The 17,178-nt window shown below is 63.5% G+C and carries 21 protein-coding genes; 8 read left to right on the forward strand and 13 right to left on the reverse strand.

Going from position 1 to position 17,178, the window contains the following annotated elements:
- Window positions 1–251: 251 nt before the first annotated feature.
- Window positions 252–1,349, reverse strand: a complete 1,098-nt coding sequence (gene aroC / locus PJE01S_RS13855; RefSeq protein WP_068834223.1) for a chorismate synthase — start codon at window positions 1,347–1,349, stop codon at window positions 252–254.
- A 118-nt stretch (window positions 1,350–1,467) separates the two neighbouring features.
- Here aroC and PJE01S_RS13860 point away from each other — a divergent pair, with 118 nt between their 5' ends.
- Window positions 1,468–1,890: a cupin domain-containing protein gene (locus PJE01S_RS13860; protein ID WP_068834224.1), complete on the forward strand. Its 423-nt coding sequence runs from the start codon at window positions 1,468–1,470 to the stop codon at window positions 1,888–1,890.
- Window positions 1,891–1,930: 40 nt separating this feature from the next.
- Here PJE01S_RS13860 and PJE01S_RS13865 read toward each other — a convergent pair whose 3' ends face one another.
- Complete coding sequence (locus tag PJE01S_RS13865) at window positions 1,931–2,587, reverse strand: glutathione S-transferase (RefSeq protein WP_068834225.1); 657 nt, start codon at window positions 2,585–2,587, stop codon at window positions 1,931–1,933.
- Window positions 2,588–2,755: 168 nt separating this feature from the next.
- Between PJE01S_RS13865 and PJE01S_RS13870 the strand changes: the two genes are divergently transcribed.
- Window positions 2,756–3,976: a polyhydroxyalkanoate depolymerase gene (locus PJE01S_RS13870; RefSeq protein ID WP_068834226.1), complete on the forward strand. Its 1,221-nt coding sequence runs from the start codon at window positions 2,756–2,758 to the stop codon at window positions 3,974–3,976.
- A gap of 50 nt (window positions 3,977–4,026) precedes the next feature.
- On the opposite strand, the gene PJE01S_RS13875 is transcribed toward PJE01S_RS13870, so the two are convergent.
- A complete protein-coding gene (locus tag PJE01S_RS13875; RefSeq protein ID WP_068834227.1) occupies window positions 4,027–4,482 on the reverse strand; it encodes a CBS domain-containing protein in 456 nt (151 codons plus the stop codon).
- Window positions 4,483–4,663: 181 nt separating this feature from the next.
- Here PJE01S_RS13875 and PJE01S_RS13880 point away from each other — a divergent pair, with 181 nt between their 5' ends.
- Entirely contained in the window at window positions 4,664–5,965 is a 1,302-nt protein-coding gene (locus tag PJE01S_RS13880; protein WP_068834228.1) for an O-acetylhomoserine aminocarboxypropyltransferase, read from the forward strand.
- Between the two features lie 2 nt (window positions 5,966–5,967).
- Window positions 5,968–6,786: an alpha/beta fold hydrolase gene (locus PJE01S_RS13885; RefSeq protein WP_068834229.1), complete on the forward strand. Its 819-nt coding sequence runs from the start codon at window positions 5,968–5,970 to the stop codon at window positions 6,784–6,786.
- Window positions 6,787–6,896: 110 nt separating this feature from the next.
- Here PJE01S_RS13885 and PJE01S_RS25960 read toward each other — a convergent pair whose 3' ends face one another.
- From PJE01S_RS25960 to PJE01S_RS13915, 6 genes are all read right to left on the reverse strand, one after another.
- Window positions 6,897–7,052, reverse strand: a complete 156-nt coding sequence (locus PJE01S_RS25960; protein WP_245660778.1) for a cupin domain-containing protein — start codon at window positions 7,050–7,052, stop codon at window positions 6,897–6,899.
- A 258-nt stretch (window positions 7,053–7,310) separates the two neighbouring features.
- Window positions 7,311–7,796 carry a nuclear transport factor 2 family protein gene (locus PJE01S_RS13895; protein WP_068834230.1) on the reverse strand — a complete coding sequence of 162 codons (486 nt, stop codon included), beginning with the start codon at window positions 7,794–7,796 and terminating at the stop codon, window positions 7,311–7,313.
- 136 nt (window positions 7,797–7,932) lie between these two features.
- Complete coding sequence (locus tag PJE01S_RS13900; protein ID WP_068834231.1) at window positions 7,933–8,238, reverse strand: panthothenate synthetase; 306 nt, start codon at window positions 8,236–8,238, stop codon at window positions 7,933–7,935.
- A 131-nt stretch (window positions 8,239–8,369) separates the two neighbouring features.
- Window positions 8,370–8,663: a GYD domain-containing protein gene (locus tag PJE01S_RS13905; RefSeq protein ID WP_068834232.1), complete on the reverse strand. Its 294-nt coding sequence runs from the start codon at window positions 8,661–8,663 to the stop codon at window positions 8,370–8,372.
- A gap of 465 nt (window positions 8,664–9,128) precedes the next feature.
- Entirely contained in the window at window positions 9,129–9,518 is a 390-nt protein-coding gene (locus tag PJE01S_RS13910) for a thioredoxin family protein (RefSeq protein WP_068834233.1), read from the reverse strand.
- A 134-nt stretch (window positions 9,519–9,652) separates the two neighbouring features.
- Window positions 9,653–10,867 (reverse strand): YihY family inner membrane protein, encoded by a 1,215-nt coding sequence (locus PJE01S_RS13915; protein WP_068834234.1) that lies wholly within the window; start codon window positions 10,865–10,867, stop codon window positions 9,653–9,655.
- 33 nt (window positions 10,868–10,900) lie between these two features.
- On the opposite strand from PJE01S_RS13915, the gene PJE01S_RS13920 reads away from it, so the two are divergent.
- Window positions 10,901–11,284, forward strand: a complete 384-nt coding sequence (locus PJE01S_RS13920; RefSeq protein ID WP_084389553.1) for a DUF2069 domain-containing protein — start codon at window positions 10,901–10,903, stop codon at window positions 11,282–11,284.
- On the forward strand, window positions 11,281–12,711 hold the full coding sequence (locus tag PJE01S_RS13925; protein ID WP_068834236.1) for an FAD-binding oxidoreductase: 1,431 nt from the start codon (window positions 11,281–11,283) through the stop codon (window positions 12,709–12,711). Before PJE01S_RS13920 ends, PJE01S_RS13925 begins: the two co-directional genes overlap by 4 nt.
- On the opposite strand, the gene PJE01S_RS13930 is transcribed toward PJE01S_RS13925, so the two are convergent.
- From PJE01S_RS13930 to PJE01S_RS13940, 4 genes are all read right to left on the reverse strand, one after another.
- Window positions 12,653–13,702, reverse strand: coding sequence for a CapA family protein (locus tag PJE01S_RS13930; RefSeq protein ID WP_084389544.1), 1,050 nt, complete (start codon window positions 13,700–13,702; stop codon window positions 12,653–12,655). The genes PJE01S_RS13925 and PJE01S_RS13930 overlap by 59 nt on opposite strands.
- Window positions 13,703–13,920: 218 nt before the next feature.
- Window positions 13,921–14,079 (reverse strand): hypothetical protein, encoded by a 159-nt coding sequence (locus PJE01S_RS25175; RefSeq protein WP_157090332.1) that lies wholly within the window; start codon window positions 14,077–14,079, stop codon window positions 13,921–13,923.
- Between the two features lie 33 nt (window positions 14,080–14,112).
- Window positions 14,113–14,961 carry an alpha/beta hydrolase gene (locus PJE01S_RS13935; protein WP_068834237.1) on the reverse strand — a complete coding sequence of 283 codons (849 nt, stop codon included), beginning with the start codon at window positions 14,959–14,961 and terminating at the stop codon, window positions 14,113–14,115.
- A 7-nt stretch (window positions 14,962–14,968) separates the two neighbouring features.
- A complete protein-coding gene (locus PJE01S_RS13940; protein ID WP_068834238.1) occupies window positions 14,969–15,316 on the reverse strand; it encodes a hypothetical protein in 348 nt (115 codons plus the stop codon).
- A gap of 126 nt (window positions 15,317–15,442) precedes the next feature.
- Between PJE01S_RS13940 and PJE01S_RS26315 the strand changes: the two genes are divergently transcribed.
- A complete protein-coding gene (locus tag PJE01S_RS26315; RefSeq protein ID WP_157090333.1) occupies window positions 15,443–15,730 on the forward strand; it encodes an acetoacetate decarboxylase family protein in 288 nt (95 codons plus the stop codon).
- 11 nt (window positions 15,731–15,741) lie between these two features.
- A complete protein-coding gene (locus PJE01S_RS13950) occupies window positions 15,742–16,932 on the forward strand; it encodes a patatin-like phospholipase family protein (protein ID WP_068834240.1) in 1,191 nt (396 codons plus the stop codon).
- The last annotated feature ends 246 nt before the right edge of the window (window positions 16,933–17,178 follow it).

The following is a 17,178-nucleotide window of genomic DNA, read 5'->3' on the forward strand; positions in this document are numbered from 1 at the left end:
CCGACGCTGGTGCAGCTCGGCCCGGTGAGCGTCACGCCGAAGGCGGTGCTGGCCGCCCTGGCCTGCGTGGCGGCGGCAGCCTGCTATCGCTTTGGCGCGATTTTCATGCGGCGCGCCACGCTGGCGCACGAGGCCTTGCCGGCCTCCGCCGCGGTGCATGCGAGCGGCACACTCATGCTGGCGATTCCGGCCGGCCTCGCAGCGTACGGTGAGGACCGCAGATGCGAGATCGGGGCGCGCCGCAGATTCGTTCACATCTTCTGGCGCATGATGTCCGGCGTGCTGACCCGCACATCGGCGTTTTGCGCGCGCTGCCGCAAGGCATGCTCCATCACCACCAAGGCCAGCATGGCCTCGGCGATCGGCGTGGCGCGAATGCCGACGCAGGGGTCGTGCCGGCCCTTGGTCACCACCTCGGCGGGCTGGCCGCTGGTGTCAATGGACTGGCGCGGCGTGATGATGGAACTCGTTGGCTTGATGGCGATCGCCACTTCCAGGTCCTGCCCGGTGCTGATGCCGCCCAGCACACCGCCGGCATTGTTGGACAAAAAGCCTTCCGGCGAGAGCGCATCGCCATGCGTGGTGCCGCGCTGGGTGACGCTGGCAAAGCCGGCGCCAATCTCGACGCCCTTGACCGCGTTGATGCCCATCATGGCAAAGGCGATGTCGGCGTCCAGCTTGTCAAACAGCGGATCGCCCAGGCCCACCGGCACGCCCGTGGCCGTGACGCGTATGCGCGCACCGCAGGAGTCGCCGGCCTTGCGCAGCGCGTCCATGTAGGCCTCCAGGTTGGCAACGTCGGCCACAGGCGCAAAAAGCGGGTTGTGGGCCACATGCTCCCAGGACTCGAAGGGAATCGCGATATCGCCGATCTGCGTCATGCAGCCGCGAAAGCTGGTGCCGTATTTCTCAAACAGCCACTTCTTGGCCACGGCCCCGGCGGCGACCATGGGCGCCGTCAGGCGGGCCGAGGAACGGCCGCCGCCGCGCGGGTCGCGCAGGCCGTATTTGTGCAGGTAGGTGTAGTCGGCATGACCGGGCCGGAAGGTCTCCAGGATGTTGCCGTAGTCCTTGCTGCGCTGGTCGGTGTTTTTGATCAAAAGGCAGATCGGCGTGCCGGTGGTCTTGCCCTGGTACACGCCGGAGAGGATTTCCACCGCGTCGGGTTCGTTGCGCTGGGTCACGTGGCGGCTGGTGCCGGGGCGGCGGCGGTCCAGATCGCCCTGGATATCGGCCTCGCTGAGCGACATGCCGGGCGGGCAGCCGTCAATCACGCAGCCAATGGCCGGGCCGTGGGATTCACCAAAGTTGGTGACTGCGAAAAGGGTTCCAAAGGTATTGCCGCTCATAGGCCATGATTATCCCCGACAGCGCCCGGAACCCGTGCAAGGGACTGGCGCCGCATCTGGAATGGTTTGTGCTTGCTGCAGCGCACCATTCCTGATGTCCCGATTGAAGGAGCATGCCATGCCGGATCGCACCACCACCGAGTTTTCGCACGTCAAGCCGGGTAACACGGCGTTTGTCTCCGGTGGCCTGCGCGATTTCTTCCTGTACCGCGACCTCGGCATCGCCGAAGCGACGCACGGAAAAGTCATAGCGCACCTGGTCAAGGCAAATTCCGCACCAGAAACGGGCACAGGCTGGCACCGTCATGAGGCAGATTTCCAGATCGTGGTCATGCTCAAGGGCTGGGCCCGCTTCATGTACGAGGACAAGGAAACCCTGGTCGAGGCCGGCGACGTGGTACATCAGCGCCCCGGCATACGCCACTTCCTGTTTGACTACTCCCCCGACATGGAATACCTGGAAATCGTGTCGCCAGCCGACTTCAAGTCTATTGACGTCGAGCCGGTCTGCAATACTCCGCCCCCCACACCATGGAAGTGAGGCTGGCCCCGACGCATGCCGCACTCAAGCCAAGGCCGATTCAGAACTCCGCATCGAGTTCGTCAATATCGTCGGGCTCCTTCCTGGCCGCGGCCACCCATTCCTTCATGGCCGGCAGGTCCATGATGCGCTTGCCGTAGGCAGCGCAAGCCTTGTCGAGCGGCACGTCATAGGTCAGGAAACGCGTCACCACCGGTGCATACATGGCATCGGCCACGCAGGGCTGCTGGCCAAACAGGTAGGGGCCGCCGTAGGTGGTCAGGCACTCCGTCCAGATTTCCAGCACGCGGTCGATATCGGCCTGGGCCCGTGACCAGACCTTGAAGCCGGGGAAATGCGCCTTGATGTTCATAGGCAAGGATGAGCGCATCGAGGCAAAGCCCGAATGCATCTCGCCGCAAATCGAGCGGCAATGCGCCCGCGCCTTGACGTCCGCAGGCAGCAGTTGCGCCTTGGGCTTGATCTCGTTGAGGTATTCGGCGATGGCCAGCGTATCCCACACCTTCACACTGCCGTGCTGCAGCGACGGCACCCGCATGCTGGAGGAAAGCAGCAGCATTTCGGCCTTCATGGCCGGGTCGTCGGGCGGAATCACCTTTTCCGTGAACTCCAGGCCCGCGAACCTTGCCAGCAGCCAGCCGCGCAGGGCCCAGGCGCCGTAGTTCTTGCTGCTGATCGTCAGGACGGCTTTGGCCATGAGCGTGCTCCTCAAACCGGGAAAGTTGGCCCCCACTATCCATGGGTGCCGGCTCACCTTCGCAAGGGTTGTGCCAACCGGCCACCCCTGCAGCGCAGCACTGGCCCATAACTTGCCTGCAGCGAGCCCATCCGGGCCACAAGCCCCGCCTTCTATGTCAGGACACCCATGCTTTACCAGGCTTATCAAACCCAGTCCGACCTGATGTCCCCGTTTCGCCTGCTGGCGCAGTGTGGCAGTGCCGCATTCTGGCTCGGTAAAACGGAAGGCAGCCTTCTGCGCAAACTGTCGGCGGCCATGGAGGTTTTCTCACGCCTGCGGCTCACCCATTCCCGGCCGGCCTACGGCATCTCCACGGTGAAAGTGGACGAACACGAACTCGCGGTGACAGAGGAAATCATTCTGTCCCTGCCCTTTGGCACCCTGCTGCGCTTCAAAAAGGAAGAGGCCCCAGGCCGGCCTTACCAGCCTGCGGTGCTGCTGGTGGCGCCGCTGTCGGGCCACTTTGCCACGCTGCTGCGCGAAACCGTGCGCACCCTGCTGCAGGACCACGACGTCTACATCACCGACTGGCACAACGCGCGCGACGTGCCGCTACACCATGGGGCGTTTGGCCTTGATGACTACATCGGGCACATGATCCGCTTCATCCAGGCCGTCGGCCCGGACACCCACGTCATAGCGGTGTGCCAGCCCTGCGTGGCCGTGCTGGCCGCCACCGCCATCATGGCGGAAGACGACGACCCGGCCCAGCCACGCAGCCTGACGCTGATGGCCGGCCCCGTGGACTGCCGGGTGAACCCCACTGCGGTCAACCAGCTGGCCACCAGCAAACCGATCGACTGGTTCGAGACAAACCTGATCAGCCATGTGCCCCTGCCGCACGCCGGCCACATGCGCCGCGTCTATCCCGGCTTTGTCCAGGTCAGCGCCTTTCTCTGCATGAACCTGGAACGCCACAAGAAGTCGTTCCAGGACATGTACCGCTACCTGGTGGACGGCGAGGTGGACAAGGCCGACGTGATCCGCATGTTTTATGACGAGTACCTTGCGGTGAACGATTTACCGGCCGAGTTCTACCTGGAAACGGTGGAAAAGGTGTTCCAGACCTACGACCTGGCCCGGGGCAAACTCGGCTTCCGCGGACGCATCGTGAACCCCGCGGCGATACGCCGCACGGCGCTGATGACGGTAGAGGGTGAGCGCGACGACATCTGCGCCGTCGGCCAGACCGTGGCCGCTCAAGACCTTTGCAGCAGCATCCGCCCGTACATGAAGACCCACCATATCCAGACAGGTGTGGGGCATTACGGGGTGTTCAGCGGGCGCAAATGGAACCAGCAGATCTACCCGCGGGTGCGGGAGATGATTCACGCCAGCGCAGGATAAGGCGGGAGGGTCAGGATGCCCGGCCCCCATCGCCTCAACAGGGATTTGACTCAGCCATCCTTGGCCTCGTCCTCGGCCGGCCAGTCGCGGATATAGGCCTTGAGCATCTTGTTTTCGAAGTTCTGGCTGTCGACCACGGCCTTGGCGACGTCGTAAAAGCTGATCACACCCATCAGCATTCTCTGGTTCATCACCGGCATATAGCGCGCATGGCGGTCCAGCATCATGCGGCGCACTTCGTCGAGTTCGGTCTCGGAGGTGCAGGTCAGCGGATGGTCGTCCATGGCGGTTCGCACCAGCGTGCTGCCGATCTCGCCGCCGTTTTTGACGAGGCAGCCAATCACCTCGCGAAAGGTCAGCATGCCGACCAGGTCGCCATGCTCCATGACGACCAGCGAGCCGATGTCCTTGTCCGCCATGATCTCGGTCGCCTTGGCCAGGGGTTCATCAGGCTGAACGGTGTACAGCGTGTTGCCTTTCACGCGCAGAATGTCTAGGACCTTCATCACTTTCTCCTCGGTTGTTCGCGGATTGTCCCAGCGCCACGCAGCGCTGGAAAACTCAGTCTTAATATAGCCCACAATAAACGGCTGGCCGCAAGGATTTCCACTCCTGTCCCTGCTTGGCATGGACAGGCCGGCCGGATTTCACCGCCCGCTTCCGCTTATAACGATTGGAGACCCCTTCATGCCTGGTTATTCAGACCCCGGTTTCGACACCCTGGCGCTGCACGCAGGCGCCGCACCGGACCCGGCCACGGGCGCGCGGGCCGTGCCCATCCACCTCACCACGTCCTTTGTTTTCGAGTCCAGCGACCATGCCGCCAGCCTGTTCAACCTGGAGCGCGCGGGCCATGTGTATTCACGCATCAGCAACCCCACCAATGCGGTGCTGGAGCAACGCGTGTCGGCACTGGAAGGCGGCATAGGCGCGATAGCGACTGCCAGCGGGCAGGCGGCCCTGCACCTCTGCATTGCCACGCTGATGGGCGCCGGCTCGCACATCGTGGCCAGCACCGCACTCTATGGCGGCAGCCAGAACCTGCTGCACTACACTCTGCGCCGCTTCGGCATTGACACCACTTTCGTCAAACCCGGTGACATTGACGGCTGGCGCGCTGCCGTGCGTCCCAACACCAAGCTGTTTTTCGGCGAAACCGTAGGCAATCCCGGCCTCGACGTGCTGGACATCCCCACGGTCGCAGGCATCGCCCATGAGACCGGCGTGCCGCTGCTGGTGGACTCGACGCTGACCTCGCCCTGGCTGATCAAGCCCTTCGAGCACGGCGCCGACCTGGTCTACCACTCCGCCACCAAATTCCTGAGCGGCCATGGCACGGTGATAGGCGGCATCGTCGTCGACGGCGGCTCTTTTGACTGGGAAAAATCCGGAAAATTCGCCGAGCTGAGCCAAGCCTATGACGGTTTCCACAACATGGTGTTCACCGAGGAAAGCACGGTGGGCGCATTTTTGCTGCGCGCCCGCCGCGAAGGCCTGCGCGACTTCGGCGCCTGCATGAGCCCGCACACCGCCTGGCTGATTTTGCAGGGCATCGAAACCCTGCCGCTGCGCATGGCGCGACATATGGGCAACACCGAAAAAGTGGTGGAATTCCTGGCCAGCCACCCCCTGGTGTCGCGTGTCGGCCACCCCCTGCTGGAATCGCACCCCGGCCACGCGCTGGCAAAAAAACTGCTGCCGCGCGGCGCCGGTTCGGTGTTCAGCTTCGACATCAAGGGCAAGCGCGAACAGGGCAAGGCCTTCATCGAGACGCTCAAGGTCTTCAGCCACCTGGCCAACGTCGGCGACTGCCGCAGCCTGGTGATCCACCCGGCCAGCACCACCCACTTCCGCATGACGGACGAAGCGCTGCAAGGCGCCGGCATCACCCAAGGCACGATTCGCCTGTCGATCGGTCTGGAAGACCCGGACGACCTGATTGACGACCTCAAACGCGCCCTCAAGGCCGCCGAAAAAGCAGGAGCCTGAACATGGAACTGCTCGTCAACGGTCACAAAACCTATTGCTACACCGGCGGCAAGCCTTTCGAGGCGGCCAAGCCCACCGTGGTCTTTATTCACGGCGTGCTCAATGACCACAGCGTCTGGATATTGCAAAGCCGCTACCTCGCGCACCACGGCTGGAACGTGCTCGCCGTGGACCTGCCCGGCCATTGCCGCAGCCAGGGCGAGGCGCCGTCCAGCGTGGAGGAAGCGGCCGACTTCATCGCCGCACTGCTGGATGCCGCGGGCGTCTCCCGCGCCGCGTTGGTCGGCCATAGCTGGGGCTCACTGATTGCGCTGGAAGCCGCCTCAAGGCTGAAAGACCGTGTCAGCCACCTCGTGCTGGTGGGTACCGCCTTCCCCATGAAAGTCTCGCCGGCGCTGCTGGAGACCGCGCTGAACGAGCCGATGAAGGCCCTGACCATGATCAATGTGTTCTCGCGCAGCACGCTGGCCGCGCCGCCCTCCGTGCTGGGCCCGGGCACCTGGGTGTACGGCGTTGGCATGGCGCTGGGCCGCCGCGTGCTGGCCAGCAACCAAAAAGTCAATGTGTTCCACCGCGGCTTCAAGGCCTGCGACAGCTACGCGAATGGCGAGGCGGCGATTCAAGCCATCACCTGCCCGGTGCTCTTCGTGCTGGGTGCGCAGGACCAGATGACACCACCCAAAGCCGCACAAGGGATCATCACTGCGGCGCGCAAGGCAGGCAAGGCCGTGCAGATAGCCAGCCTGGCGGTAGGGCATCACCAGATGAGCGAGGCGCCGGAGGAGGCCTTGTTTGCGATTCGGGACTTTCTGAAGAACTGAGCAAGCCGCGCGGGGCTTTCCAGGCCTGTTGGCGGGCGTGGAGCATTGCCGTCACGAACTGGCGTTCCGGACAGATCCCATGTTGTTCACTGCGTCGCGCTACAGGTGTATCACGGCAAGAACTGCGGCACCCTGGCCGAGCACACGGCTGCGATGCCCCTGGCCAACAATGTCTCGAGCAGCAACGCGCTTGCGGGAACGATTCGCTGCCGCTCACCGCCACCCGCCTCGAATTCCATCTCACCGCTCAGCACGATGATCCACATGCGCAGGGGCGAGGGATGAAGCTCACCGATCCAGCCGCTCGGGGGGGAGCAAGAACCCGTAGCGTGACGCCGGAGCCAAGGCCGAAACGCTGAAAGGCGGGGGCAGTAGGCGCGAACTCGCAAAGAGATACCTCAATGCTGAGGGGCGCGAAATGCGAGACGCCTGTGTTGTCAGCGTAGAGGCGCTGGTAGGTAAGCGTGTTGGACATCTCGTGCCTCCTTCTGCCTCCCAGGCGTTTGAGCCAGGCCTGAGCCGGCTCACTTCACGGGCGCCGGATTTGGGGGTGGAAGCGGAATCGGCAAGATGCTCGTTACGCGCCAACCGGAAGCAGTCTTTACCAAGGTTTGATTCATCAAGAATGGGGCATCTGGCGCCGGTTGGCCGGGTGCTCCGACGTTGAACATGACGGGAACAAAGAGCTGCGCAGCGGTGTCGCTCAAGACGATTACCTTCAGCCCCCCATTGTCTGGAGTGAGTTTCCAGGTTCCTTGGTATAAAGCTTCAAAGCGTTTTAGCGCCGCTTCCCGGCCCCAGATTGGCGAACCGCGCGTGATCCAAAGAAAGCTTGGCGAATCAAGCAGAAGATCGCGTACAGCGGGGACGTCGTGTGCATTTTGCGCGGTGATAAAGCGGTCAAATACGGCTCTGACATCGTCCTCGTTGGCGCCGAACGCCGATCCAGAAACGAGCAGTGCACCCGCAAACAACAGTCCGAACCGACGGCGAGTGAGATGAGCGCTCATGATTCTTCTCCTCTCTCGTATCGCGGCAAAAAAATGGCCATGCCGCACGGCCCAACGCTCCGCTTGAGGAGCGCGACGCTTTTTGCCGCGTCCCTCTCGAAGCGGTTGTTAGGCGGCACGTCGAATTATTGACGCATCAACTCCATTTCTTGCCGAGTTCGTCAAGTGCGGCTCGCTTCAGATCGTCCGGGCTCATGACAACCCGAAACTCGACATCGGCCTGAAACGTCAGAAACCACGGCTCTGCCAACGCTGGAGTCTTCGATGGATCCGGCAAATCGACGATGAGAATGGCTCCTCGCTGCCCATTTTGCTCTGTGAAATAGACCGCTTCTGGCTTGGTGGCCTCCAGAATCCGACTCAACTTTGAAGCGGCCGTGCCATCTTTCACCGCCGCGTTGAATGGTTGGTGTGGGATTTTGACGTTAAGTAGCATTCGCATGGCTATTCCTCTGCTTGATGTTTGCGTTGCTTGTGCGCTGCGGCGCCCAAGGTCTCGGTGAACGGCGGGCCGGACACCATGTGGGCCGATTACGGCCCATCCGCTCGACCTTCAGTTGGGCTTCCGGGCTGCTAGGCCAACTTGCCCAGAATGTCGTTCATTTCGTCCTTGTTAAAGGCGCGCAGGGTCTGCGTGCGAATATTGCCGGCGGCACCTATGGCCAGGGCAAAAGCGGTTGCCGACTCGTCGTTCTTTGCTTCAATAATCGAAACCACGTCATAGGGCCCAAGTGTCCAGTAGATCTGGGTCATGCTGGCGCCGTACTTCTTGGCTGCGTCCTGGACGGCCGCCGCGCGTTTTGTGGTGTCCTTCACGCTGCGGATTCCCTGATCCGTAAAGTTGGAAAGTGCGATGTAAGTCCCCATGATGGGCCTCCTGTTGAGAAGCGGAACCTCAAACATTGAACAGGCCAGCGGCGGTCCCGAAACGCTGGCCAGGTTCATGCACAGAACAAACAAAAGGTGTCACGGCGTGGTGCATCCGCGCCGCAAGGCCACGGCCATGTTGCTGCCCTTGATCAGGCACAGTCCCGGGGTTTGATACGTGGGCTTGGCGCCGGCACCTCATCCCTGACACGGTGCAGGAGATGGCCGACACATCGACGGCAACGCCCCAAACAGCAGAGACACACGCCAAGGCAGTTTCCAGTTCACCCGAACCGCCAAGTCTGATGCCTGTGAAATTCGCCTTCTGATTTGTAGCACCGGCATGCGCCGCCAACAAGAAGGACCGGCTATCCGGACATGGGCCTTACCAAGATTTACACCCATCCGGCTGGCCGCGGGCTTGGGGACATCACAAGGCGCGGTGGCCCATCCCCCCTGAAAAACTCAGGCCGTGCCCCAGTACTCAGGCGCCGCGTGCAGGGCTTGCAGAAGTAGTTGCACCGCAGGCCCATGCGGGGTGGCCTGCAGGCCGGCACGCTCCAGCGAGTCCAGCAGGCGCGACAGGGTTTGCGCCTGAGGCGTCAGGGGCCCGAAGAAGCGCGTGCCCTCGCCATCGGCAATCAAGACCGTGGGAAAGGTTTCCACCTCCACATCGCCCACCAGATCCGCCTGGTCTTCAATGTCCAGCCAGACAAAGCAGAGCCGGGGGTAGCGCGCCGCCATCTGCACAAACACCTCCTCGTAGTCACGGCACAGGCCACACCAGTCGGCGCACAGGCAAATGACCCAGTGACTGGGAGGGGTTGTAAGAGGGGTGGCAGACGCAGGGGACATGGGAGCAGATTCACGGTGACCGGCGCCGGGACGGTAGCGGCCATCAGAGGCTCCCATTATGGCCAACATGGCCCAGGCAAGCTCGGCCGCAGGGTATCAGCGGCGGCTGACATCAGCCAGAATAGCTATATTTTTTATAGCGCATCCCGCAGACGTATATTGGGCCAGCGTGCTTTTTTCCATAAATTTTCCACTGAAGCGGCCTTGTCCAGCAACAACTGCTGCATCAGCGGCTCCAGCGGGGTCGCGTCCGGATCGGCCAGCAGCAGGTAACGGGACTCCGCCCCCCCCTGCGCCTCGTTGAGCTGGCCCACCCAGTCCAGCGCCACCAGCGTCTCCAGCACCGGCTCCAGCTGCAGCACATCCACCTGCAGCAGCACGGCCAGCTGGGAGGCGCTCACGCCCTTGCGTGAAGTGGCGAGCGCCTTGTCCAGCTGCTGCAGCACTTCAACCGCCAGCTGAAAATACCAGCCGTGGGCGCTGCCGCGGCGCGCCACGCCCGCCAGCAGACTGGGCAGGTAGGCGGCAATCACCGCGCCCATCAGTACGATGACCCAGGAGACGTAAATCCACACCAGCAGGATAGGCAAGGTGGCGAAAGCGCCATAGACCAGCGAATAGGTCGGCACCGCGCCCAGGTAAATGCTGATGACTTTCTTGCCAATCTCCAGCCCCGCGGCGACAAACAGGCCGCCGGCCCAGGCGTGCGCCCACTTGACATAGGTGTTGGGCACGTAGCGGTACAGCGCCGCCATGCCGCCGGCCACCAGGAAAAACTGGAAGATGTCGAGCAGAAAGCGCAGGCTGACCGGCATCACCCCGACCAGGCCGCTGGACGCCGACAGCACATAGGACGTCACCGCCAGGCTGGCCGCCAGCACCAGCGGCCCGAGCGTGATGGCCGCCCAGTAAATCAGCACGCGCTGCGCCAGCGGCCTTGGCGTCCTGACCCGCCAGATGCCGTTGAGGGTGCGGTCTATGGTCAGGATCAGGGCAATCGCCGTGACCAGCAGCACCGCCAGGCCGGCAACGCCCAGCTTGTTGGCCTGCCGGCTGAACTGGGTCAAATAGCCCAGCACCTGCCGCGCAATGTTGTCGGGGATCAGGCTTTGCACCAGCCAGGCCTGCAGCGCACCCTGCAGTTTCGAAAACATCGGAAAGGCCGTGAAGATGGCCAGCGCCACCGTAAAGAAAGGCACCAGGGCAATCGAGGTGGTGAAGGTCAGACTGCTGGCCGTCAGGCCCATGTGGTCTTCACGAAAGCGGTCGCGCAGGGTCAGCGCGGTGTGGCGCCAGGGAAAATGGGACAACTCGCTCAATAAGGCTTGCAGGGACTGCTGAAATTTCATCCCCGGTATCATGCCATCGAGCAAATGATGAACATGAACAAAGCAAACCAGATTGAAATGACGCGCTGGCTGGCGCTGGGCAGCCTCGCCGGGCTGATTGTGCTGGGCCTGGCCTGGGAAATGTGGCTGGCGCCCATCCGGCCGGGCGGCTCCTTGCTGGCCCTCAAGGTGCTGCCCCTGTGTGTTCCGCTGGCCGGCATCCTGAAAAACCGCATGTACACCTACCGCTGGGTCAGCCTGATGGTGTGGCTGTATTTCACCGAAGGCGCAACCCGGGCCTGGAGTGAGCGCGCGCCGGGCAACTACCTCGCCATGGTGGAGGTGCTGCTGTGCCTGCTGCTCTTCACCGCCTGCGCGCTGCATGTGCGCGTGCGGCTGAAAAATACGCCCATCGCCGCCACCGGAGACGCCGCATGAGCACGACCGACAACGAATTGATCGAAGCCCTGCGGCGCATCGCGGGCCCATCCCATGTGCTTTGCGACGGCGACCTGGCGGCCTGGGAGCAGGACTGGCGCAAACGCGCACGCGGCAAGGCGCTGGCGGTCGCGAGGCCAGCCAGCACCGCGGAGGTGGCGGCCATCGTCAAGGCCTGCGCGGCCGCCGGTGTCAGCATCGTCACCCAGGGCGGCAACACCGGGCTGGTGGGCGGCTCCACACCCGATGCCTCGGGCCGGCAGCTGGTGCTCAGCCTGCAGCGCATGACGGCCGTGCGCCAGCTGGATCCCGAAAACCTCACCGTCACCGTCGAGGCCGGCTGTGTTTTGCAGAACCTGCAGGACACCGCCGAAAAGGCGGGCTTGCTGTTCCCGCTGAGCCTGGCCGCGGAAGGCAGCTGCACCATTGGCGGCAACCTGGCAACCAACGCCGGCGGCACTCAGGTGGTGCGCTACGGCAATGCGCGCGACTTGTGCCTGGGTCTGGAAGTGGTCACCGCGCAGGGCGAGGTCTGGAATGGCCTGTCTGGCCTGCGCAAGGACAACACCGGCTACGACCTGCGCAACCTCTTCATCGGCAGCGAAGGCACGCTGGGCGTCATCACCGCTGCCACGCTCAAGCTTTATCCCCGGCCGGCGGCGCAGCTGACTGCCTGGGCTGCCGTGCCCTCGCTGGAGCAAGCCGTGGCCCTGCTCGGCCTTGCGCACCGGCATCTGGGCGCCGGGCTCACGGGCTTTGAGGTCATGGGCCAGTTTGCCCTGAGCCTGGTGGCCAGGCACTTCCCGCAGATGCGCGTGCCTTTCTTGGATGCCGACAGCACGCCTTACTGCGTGCTGCTGGAAAATTCCGACAGCGAATCCGAGGACCATGCGCGCGCGCGCTTCGAAGCCTTGCTGGAAACCGCGTTCGAGAACGGCTGCGTGAGCGATGCCGTGGTTGCCGAGAACCTCACGCAGGCGCACCAGCTCTGGCACATCCGCGAAAGCATTCCGCTGGCCCAGGCCGAAGAGGGCCTGAACATCAAGCATGACATCTCCATCCCGGTATCGCGCATTCCCGAGTTCGTGCGCAGCACCGATGCCCTGCTGAAACAGGCGATTCCCGGCGTGCGCCTGGTCAATTTCGGCCACCTGGGCGACGGCAACCTGCACTACAACGTGCAAGCACCGGCCGATGGCGATGCCAAGGCCTTTCTGCGCGATCAGGAAGAGCGTGTCAACAGCCTGGTCTACGACGCGGTGCAGCGGTTTGACGGCTCGATCTCGGCCGAGCACGGTGTCGGCAGCCTCAAGCTGGAGAAGCTGGAAAAGCACAAATCCCCGGTGGCGCTGGACCTGATGCGGTCCATCAAGCAGGCGCTGGACCCGCAGAATCTGATGAATCCGGGTCGAGTGCTGCGGGCGTAGGTTTGCCGTCCCTGCCTGGCTCCCACACCAGGCGCTCGCCGCTCTCCCTGAAGTGCGTCCCGAACTCTTCGGACAGGTCCCGCATGCGGCGGCACAGCTGGGCACGCACGGGCTCCTGGGCCAGGTGGACTTCGGCAAGCGTCAATAGCACGGGCAAGAGCTCGAGCCGAAGCAGCCGGCCGGCTTCGAGCGTGACCAGGAACAGGAAGGACCAGTCATTGTGCAGCCAGGGGTCAACGGCATAGTCGTCGATGAAGTCGCCCGTGTCATAAAGAATCGGCTTGCCCTTATAGATCTCGACCCCGTGAAACAGGTGGGCGCTATGCCCGAAATACACGTCCGCGCCCAGCTCAATCGCCGCGTGTGCAAAGTCGCGGAAATGGCGCGGTGGATACAGGGTCATGTTCGGCCCCCAATGGTTCGAGAGCACGACGATGTCGGCGCCGGCGGAGCGCGCCGCCTGGATGCCGGCACCGATCTGCGCCAGGGTGTCGGCGTCGGTCGAGACCGGCAGATAGTAGGTGCCCGGATGCGTGGCGGTGGCCGCAAACGCCGCTTCGTTGTCCGTCAGCGCGATGAGCGCGATGCGGGTTCCGTCCGCGTGAATGAAGGCCGGGCGCCTGGCCTCGTCCAGGTCGTGCCCGGCGCCGGCATGCGCAATACCGGCGCGGTCCAGGTAATACAGGGTATCGAGCAGGCCCGCCTCGTTAAAGTCGAGCACGTGGTTATTGGCGAGCGATACGGCGTCGATCCGCGCGGCACGCAATACCTTGACGACCGCCGGGCCGGCGCGAAAGTGGAACACTTTTTTTGTGCGCGTCCACGGTGTGGCGTGGGTCGTGATGGCGCATTCCAGGTTGATGATGCGGGCGTCGGCCGCCGCCATGACGGGCAGCACATCGCCCCAGGGTTTTGCCGCCGGCTTTCGCCGCACGGCGTGGTTGACGAGCCGTCCCAGCATCACGTCGCCCGCCAAGGCCAAAGTGGTCACGTTCACCTCCTGGCTGATCCAGCACCTGCGGCAGGCAAGGGCCAGCGCAGCTGCTTACTCTTACTTTAAGGCGTTTAAGGCACTCCGCCCTTGCTTCGAAAGAAGTCCGCCACGGTGCCGTGGTCGTCGGGCAGCGCCTGATCAACGAAGAACAGCACCAGATCCCGGCCAAGGTTCAAATCGCGCTTGTGCGGAACGGCAATGCAGCGATCGGATGTTTAGAGGTCCTCCGGGACGGCCTCGTCAAGTTCAAGGGTGTCCGACCCGCAGTCAATCACGCCCGTATCGGGACGAATGAAGGCACGGCTGTCGACCGGGGTACCGAAGCTGACGAAATCAAAGGCATCACGCAGATCAGCGCATTTGATGGCGACCACGGCTCCCGAATAAAAATGCTGGATCCGAACTTTTTACCGTGGAACAGAATTCATGGCGCCCGCCGGGAGGTGCTGCGCCAGGAAGCACCCCAACGCCTCGCGCCATGCCTCACGCGTGAACAGAAAGCCGTCGTTATGGCCGCCGGCCAGCTCCAGAAACACTTTCGGCTCCCTGGCGGCGGCAAACAGCCGCTCGCCGTGGCGAAACGGCACGATGTCGTCCTGGCGGCTGTGGGCGATGAGCACCGGGCTCGAAACGCGCCCGAGGGCCTCCAGCGCGTCGTAGCGGTAGCGCGCCAGCCACCGCGCCGGCAGCCAGGGGTAGAGCTCCGCCGCCAGCTCGGGCACCGAGACGAAGCTCGAGGCGAGCACCAGCGCCCCGGGGCGCTCGGCCGCAGCGAGCCGGGCGACGACGGCGCCGCCCAGGGACTCGCCCACCAGCACGATGCGCTCGGGCGGGACTCCCCGCTGCGCCACGAGGTAGCGCCAGGCGGCGCGGGCATCGGCGTAGGTGCCCTCCTCGCTCGGCTTGCCTTCGCTGCGGCCGTAGCCGCGGTATTCGAACAGCAGCAGCGAGTATCCGAGGTGGTGGAACATGATGGCGTAGTCCAGCCGGTGGGAGATGTTGCCGGCGTTGCCGTGGGCGAGCAGCACCACGCCGCGCGCCGCCGGCGCGGGGACATACCAGGCCTCGATCCGGACCGCGTCTTCCGTCGTCAGCCACACCGCCTCATAGGCTAGCCCGGCGTCCTGGGGCGTATGCAGAATCTCCCGACCCGCGTCGGGGAAATAGATGAGGTGCCCCTGCAGCACGAACACGATGGCCAACAGCGCGGCATACGCCGCGCCGCCCACGGTCAACACTTTTAGCAGGACATCCATCCCTGCCTCAAGGGTGCCGGCGGCGCAAGTGCGAGACGGTCAGACCGATGGCCACGCCTGCCAGCAGGCCCAAACCGCCGCTCAGCAGCGCTTCGCTCATGAACGGTTGAGACGTAGACGGTGATTCGGGCAAGGCAGATGGCAACAGCGCTCTCCACTCGGTAGCCGTGATCTGTGTCATTTTCGATGCATCGCTCAAGCCGAAGACGCAGATCTCACCGCCTGGCAGTTTGCAGAAGCGCTCGGTAGGACAGCTGGTAAGCATGTCCTGGGGAGCACCCTCAGCGCACTTCGCGCCCGCGCTGCGCAGGACCTCCAAAGTAGCCTCGGGATGCTTGGTGAGTTGCTCGGGCATGGCGGGCTCCAGCACAACATGTGCGCGACGCCGTAGGGTAGTGGTCAGTTTCTTGCCGTTGAGGGAAAGTCAGTATACGGAGTGTTAGGCCGCTGCGCCTCTCGACTCATAGTAGTCGTTGATTGCATGCGCCTCCAGCTCAATCTTCACCAAGGCCCCGCGCGCAATATCTTCCTCAACCATGGGCCGCGGCATGAGGCCCCAGCCCAGTCCCGCACACAAAAACGCGTGCTTGGCGCCGAGGTCAGCCAGGTCAAAGGCGCATGGTCCGGTCCGGCGCGATCGCATTGGGTGCCATATGGCAACGCCCCGGTGGCCGATTTGCCGGCGCGCAGTATGGTCGGTGGGTTGCACTTCATCGCCCACCTTACGCTCCCCTACGGCCGTGTGCTTCATGACCACCTTGTGTGCTAAAAAGATCAACCATGACCAAATCAAAACCCAGGCAATCGGTCCCGGTGCCTCGCGCCAGGGATTCCGTCAGCGCCACTGCTGCGCTACCGGACGATTGCCAGGTTGTGCTGGTGTTGCAAGGCGGGGGTGCGCTGGGGGCTTACCAGGCCGGTGTTTACGAAGGATTGCACGAGGCCGGTATCGAACCCGATTGGGTGATCGGCACCTCGATTGGCGCCATCAACGCATCATTGATCGTCGGCAATCGGCCCGGGCAACGCGTGGAGCGCCTGCGCACCTTTTGGCAAACGGTGGCGCTCAAGGGATTGGCTTCGCTGTGGCCAGCACTGCCAGGCCAGCCCACGGCATGGTCGAATTTCCAGACGATGAGCCAAGGGCTGCCGGGATTTTTCGCCCCCAACCACCAGGCCTGGATTCATCCGCAGTTACCGCTGGATGAAGACGCCACCGGCTACTACCAGACAACGGCTCTGCGCGAGACGCTGGCGTCACTGGTGGAACCCGACCGACTCAACGCCGGGGCACCACGCATGACCCTGGGCGCGGTTAACGTGCGTACCGGCGCAATGCGGTACTTCGACAGCCGCGATGAAACCCTTGAGCTGGCCCACATACTTGCGTCTGGCGCCTTGCCACCGGCTTTTCCGCCCGTGCGGGTGGGCGATGAGTGGTACTGGGACGGTGGCATCTACTCCAACACCCCGGTCGAGGCCGTGTTTGACGACCATCCGCGCCGCAACTCGCTTGTTTTCGCGGTGCAGTTGTGGCACCCGGACGGCGATTCGCCGCGCACGATGTCGCAGGTGACGACTCGACAAAAAGACATTCAGTATGCGAGCCGGGTGGACAGCCATGTGCAGCGGCAGGCACAAATCCATCGGCTGCGGCACATCGTGCGCGAGCTGGGCAAGGAACTGCCTGCGGCGGCCCGAGCCCGGCCAGAAATCCAGGAGATGGTGCGCTATGGCTGCGGCACCGTCATGCACTTGGTGAATCTGGTCGTGCCACGCCTGCCTGGTGAGGACTATTCCAAAGACATGGACTTCAGCAGAACAAGCATAGAGTCACGCTGGAATGCCGGTATCCAAGATGTCAGGTCGGCGTTCGCTAAACGTGCCTGGCTGCAACCGGTCGATGCGATGCAAGGTCTCGTGGTGCACGAGCCGGATCCGGGCCGTCCGATTGAAAAGTCGATGGATTGACCGCGGACGAAGCTCAAGACGGCAGCAGGTGCGGCCAACCCGCTGGATGCTCTGGCGGTATGAGGCCCTGGATCGCTATGTTTTTAATAGCAGCTTGCGGCCAATGCATAAGGGCTTGACCCGGATTTCTTCATGAACCAGGAAGTCATTGCACACAACCGGGAGCCAATACCAGTGCATCCCGCAGGAAGGTGAAGCGCGGTCTGGCAAAGCCGCCCACGAAGCGTCCAGGGCAGGAGACCAGCA

The sequence above is a fragment of the Polaromonas jejuensis NBRC 106434 genome, assembly GCF_001598235.1.
GTDB classification, from domain to species: Bacteria; Pseudomonadota; Gammaproteobacteria; order Burkholderiales; family Burkholderiaceae_C; genus Polaromonas; species Polaromonas jejuensis.

Bases quoted from the DNA above. Each gene is read 5' to 3' on its own strand.
- aroC (WP_068834223.1), bottom strand. From the start codon at position 1,349: ATGAGCGGCAATACCTTTGGAACCCTTTTCGCAGTCACCAACTTTGGT.
- PJE01S_RS13860 (WP_068834224.1), top strand. From the start codon at position 1,468: ATGCCGGATCGCACCACCACCGAGTTTTCGCACGTCAAGCCGGGTAAC.
- PJE01S_RS13865 (WP_068834225.1), bottom strand. From the start codon at position 2,587: ATGGCCAAAGCCGTCCTGACGATCAGCAGCAAGAACTACGGCGCCTGG.
- PJE01S_RS13870 (WP_068834226.1), top strand. From the start codon at position 2,756: ATGCTTTACCAGGCTTATCAAACCCAGTCCGACCTGATGTCCCCGTTT.
- PJE01S_RS13875 (WP_068834227.1), bottom strand. From the start codon at position 4,482: ATGAAGGTCCTAGACATTCTGCGCGTGAAAGGCAACACGCTGTACACC.
- PJE01S_RS13880 (WP_068834228.1), top strand. From the start codon at position 4,664: ATGCCTGGTTATTCAGACCCCGGTTTCGACACCCTGGCGCTGCACGCA.
- PJE01S_RS13885 (WP_068834229.1), top strand. From the start codon at position 5,968: ATGGAACTGCTCGTCAACGGTCACAAAACCTATTGCTACACCGGCGGC.
- PJE01S_RS25960 (WP_245660778.1), bottom strand. From the start codon at position 7,052: ATGTGGATCATCGTGCTGAGCGGTGAGATGGAATTCGAGGCGGGTGGC.
- PJE01S_RS13895 (WP_068834230.1), bottom strand. From the start codon at position 7,796: ATGAGCGCTCATCTCACTCGCCGTCGGTTCGGACTGTTGTTTGCGGGT.
- PJE01S_RS13900 (WP_068834231.1), bottom strand. From the start codon at position 8,238: ATGCGAATGCTACTTAACGTCAAAATCCCACACCAACCATTCAACGCG.
- PJE01S_RS13905 (WP_068834232.1), bottom strand. From the start codon at position 8,663: ATGGGGACTTACATCGCACTTTCCAACTTTACGGATCAGGGAATCCGC.
- PJE01S_RS13910 (WP_068834233.1), bottom strand. From the start codon at position 9,518: ATGTCCCCTGCGTCTGCCACCCCTCTTACAACCCCTCCCAGTCACTGG.
- PJE01S_RS13915 (WP_068834234.1), bottom strand. From the start codon at position 10,867: ATGAAATTTCAGCAGTCCCTGCAAGCCTTATTGAGCGAGTTGTCCCAT.
- PJE01S_RS13920 (WP_084389553.1), top strand. From the start codon at position 10,901: ATGAACAAAGCAAACCAGATTGAAATGACGCGCTGGCTGGCGCTGGGC.
- PJE01S_RS13925 (WP_068834236.1), top strand. From the start codon at position 11,281: ATGAGCACGACCGACAACGAATTGATCGAAGCCCTGCGGCGCATCGCG.
- PJE01S_RS13935 (WP_068834237.1), bottom strand. From the start codon at position 14,961: ATGGATGTCCTGCTAAAAGTGTTGACCGTGGGCGGCGCGGCGTATGCC.
- PJE01S_RS13940 (WP_068834238.1), bottom strand. From the start codon at position 15,316: ATGCCCGAGCAACTCACCAAGCATCCCGAGGCTACTTTGGAGGTCCTG.
- PJE01S_RS26315 (WP_157090333.1), top strand. From the start codon at position 15,443: ATGCGCCTCCAGCTCAATCTTCACCAAGGCCCCGCGCGCAATATCTTC.
- PJE01S_RS13950 (WP_068834240.1), top strand. From the start codon at position 15,742: ATGACCAAATCAAAACCCAGGCAATCGGTCCCGGTGCCTCGCGCCAGG.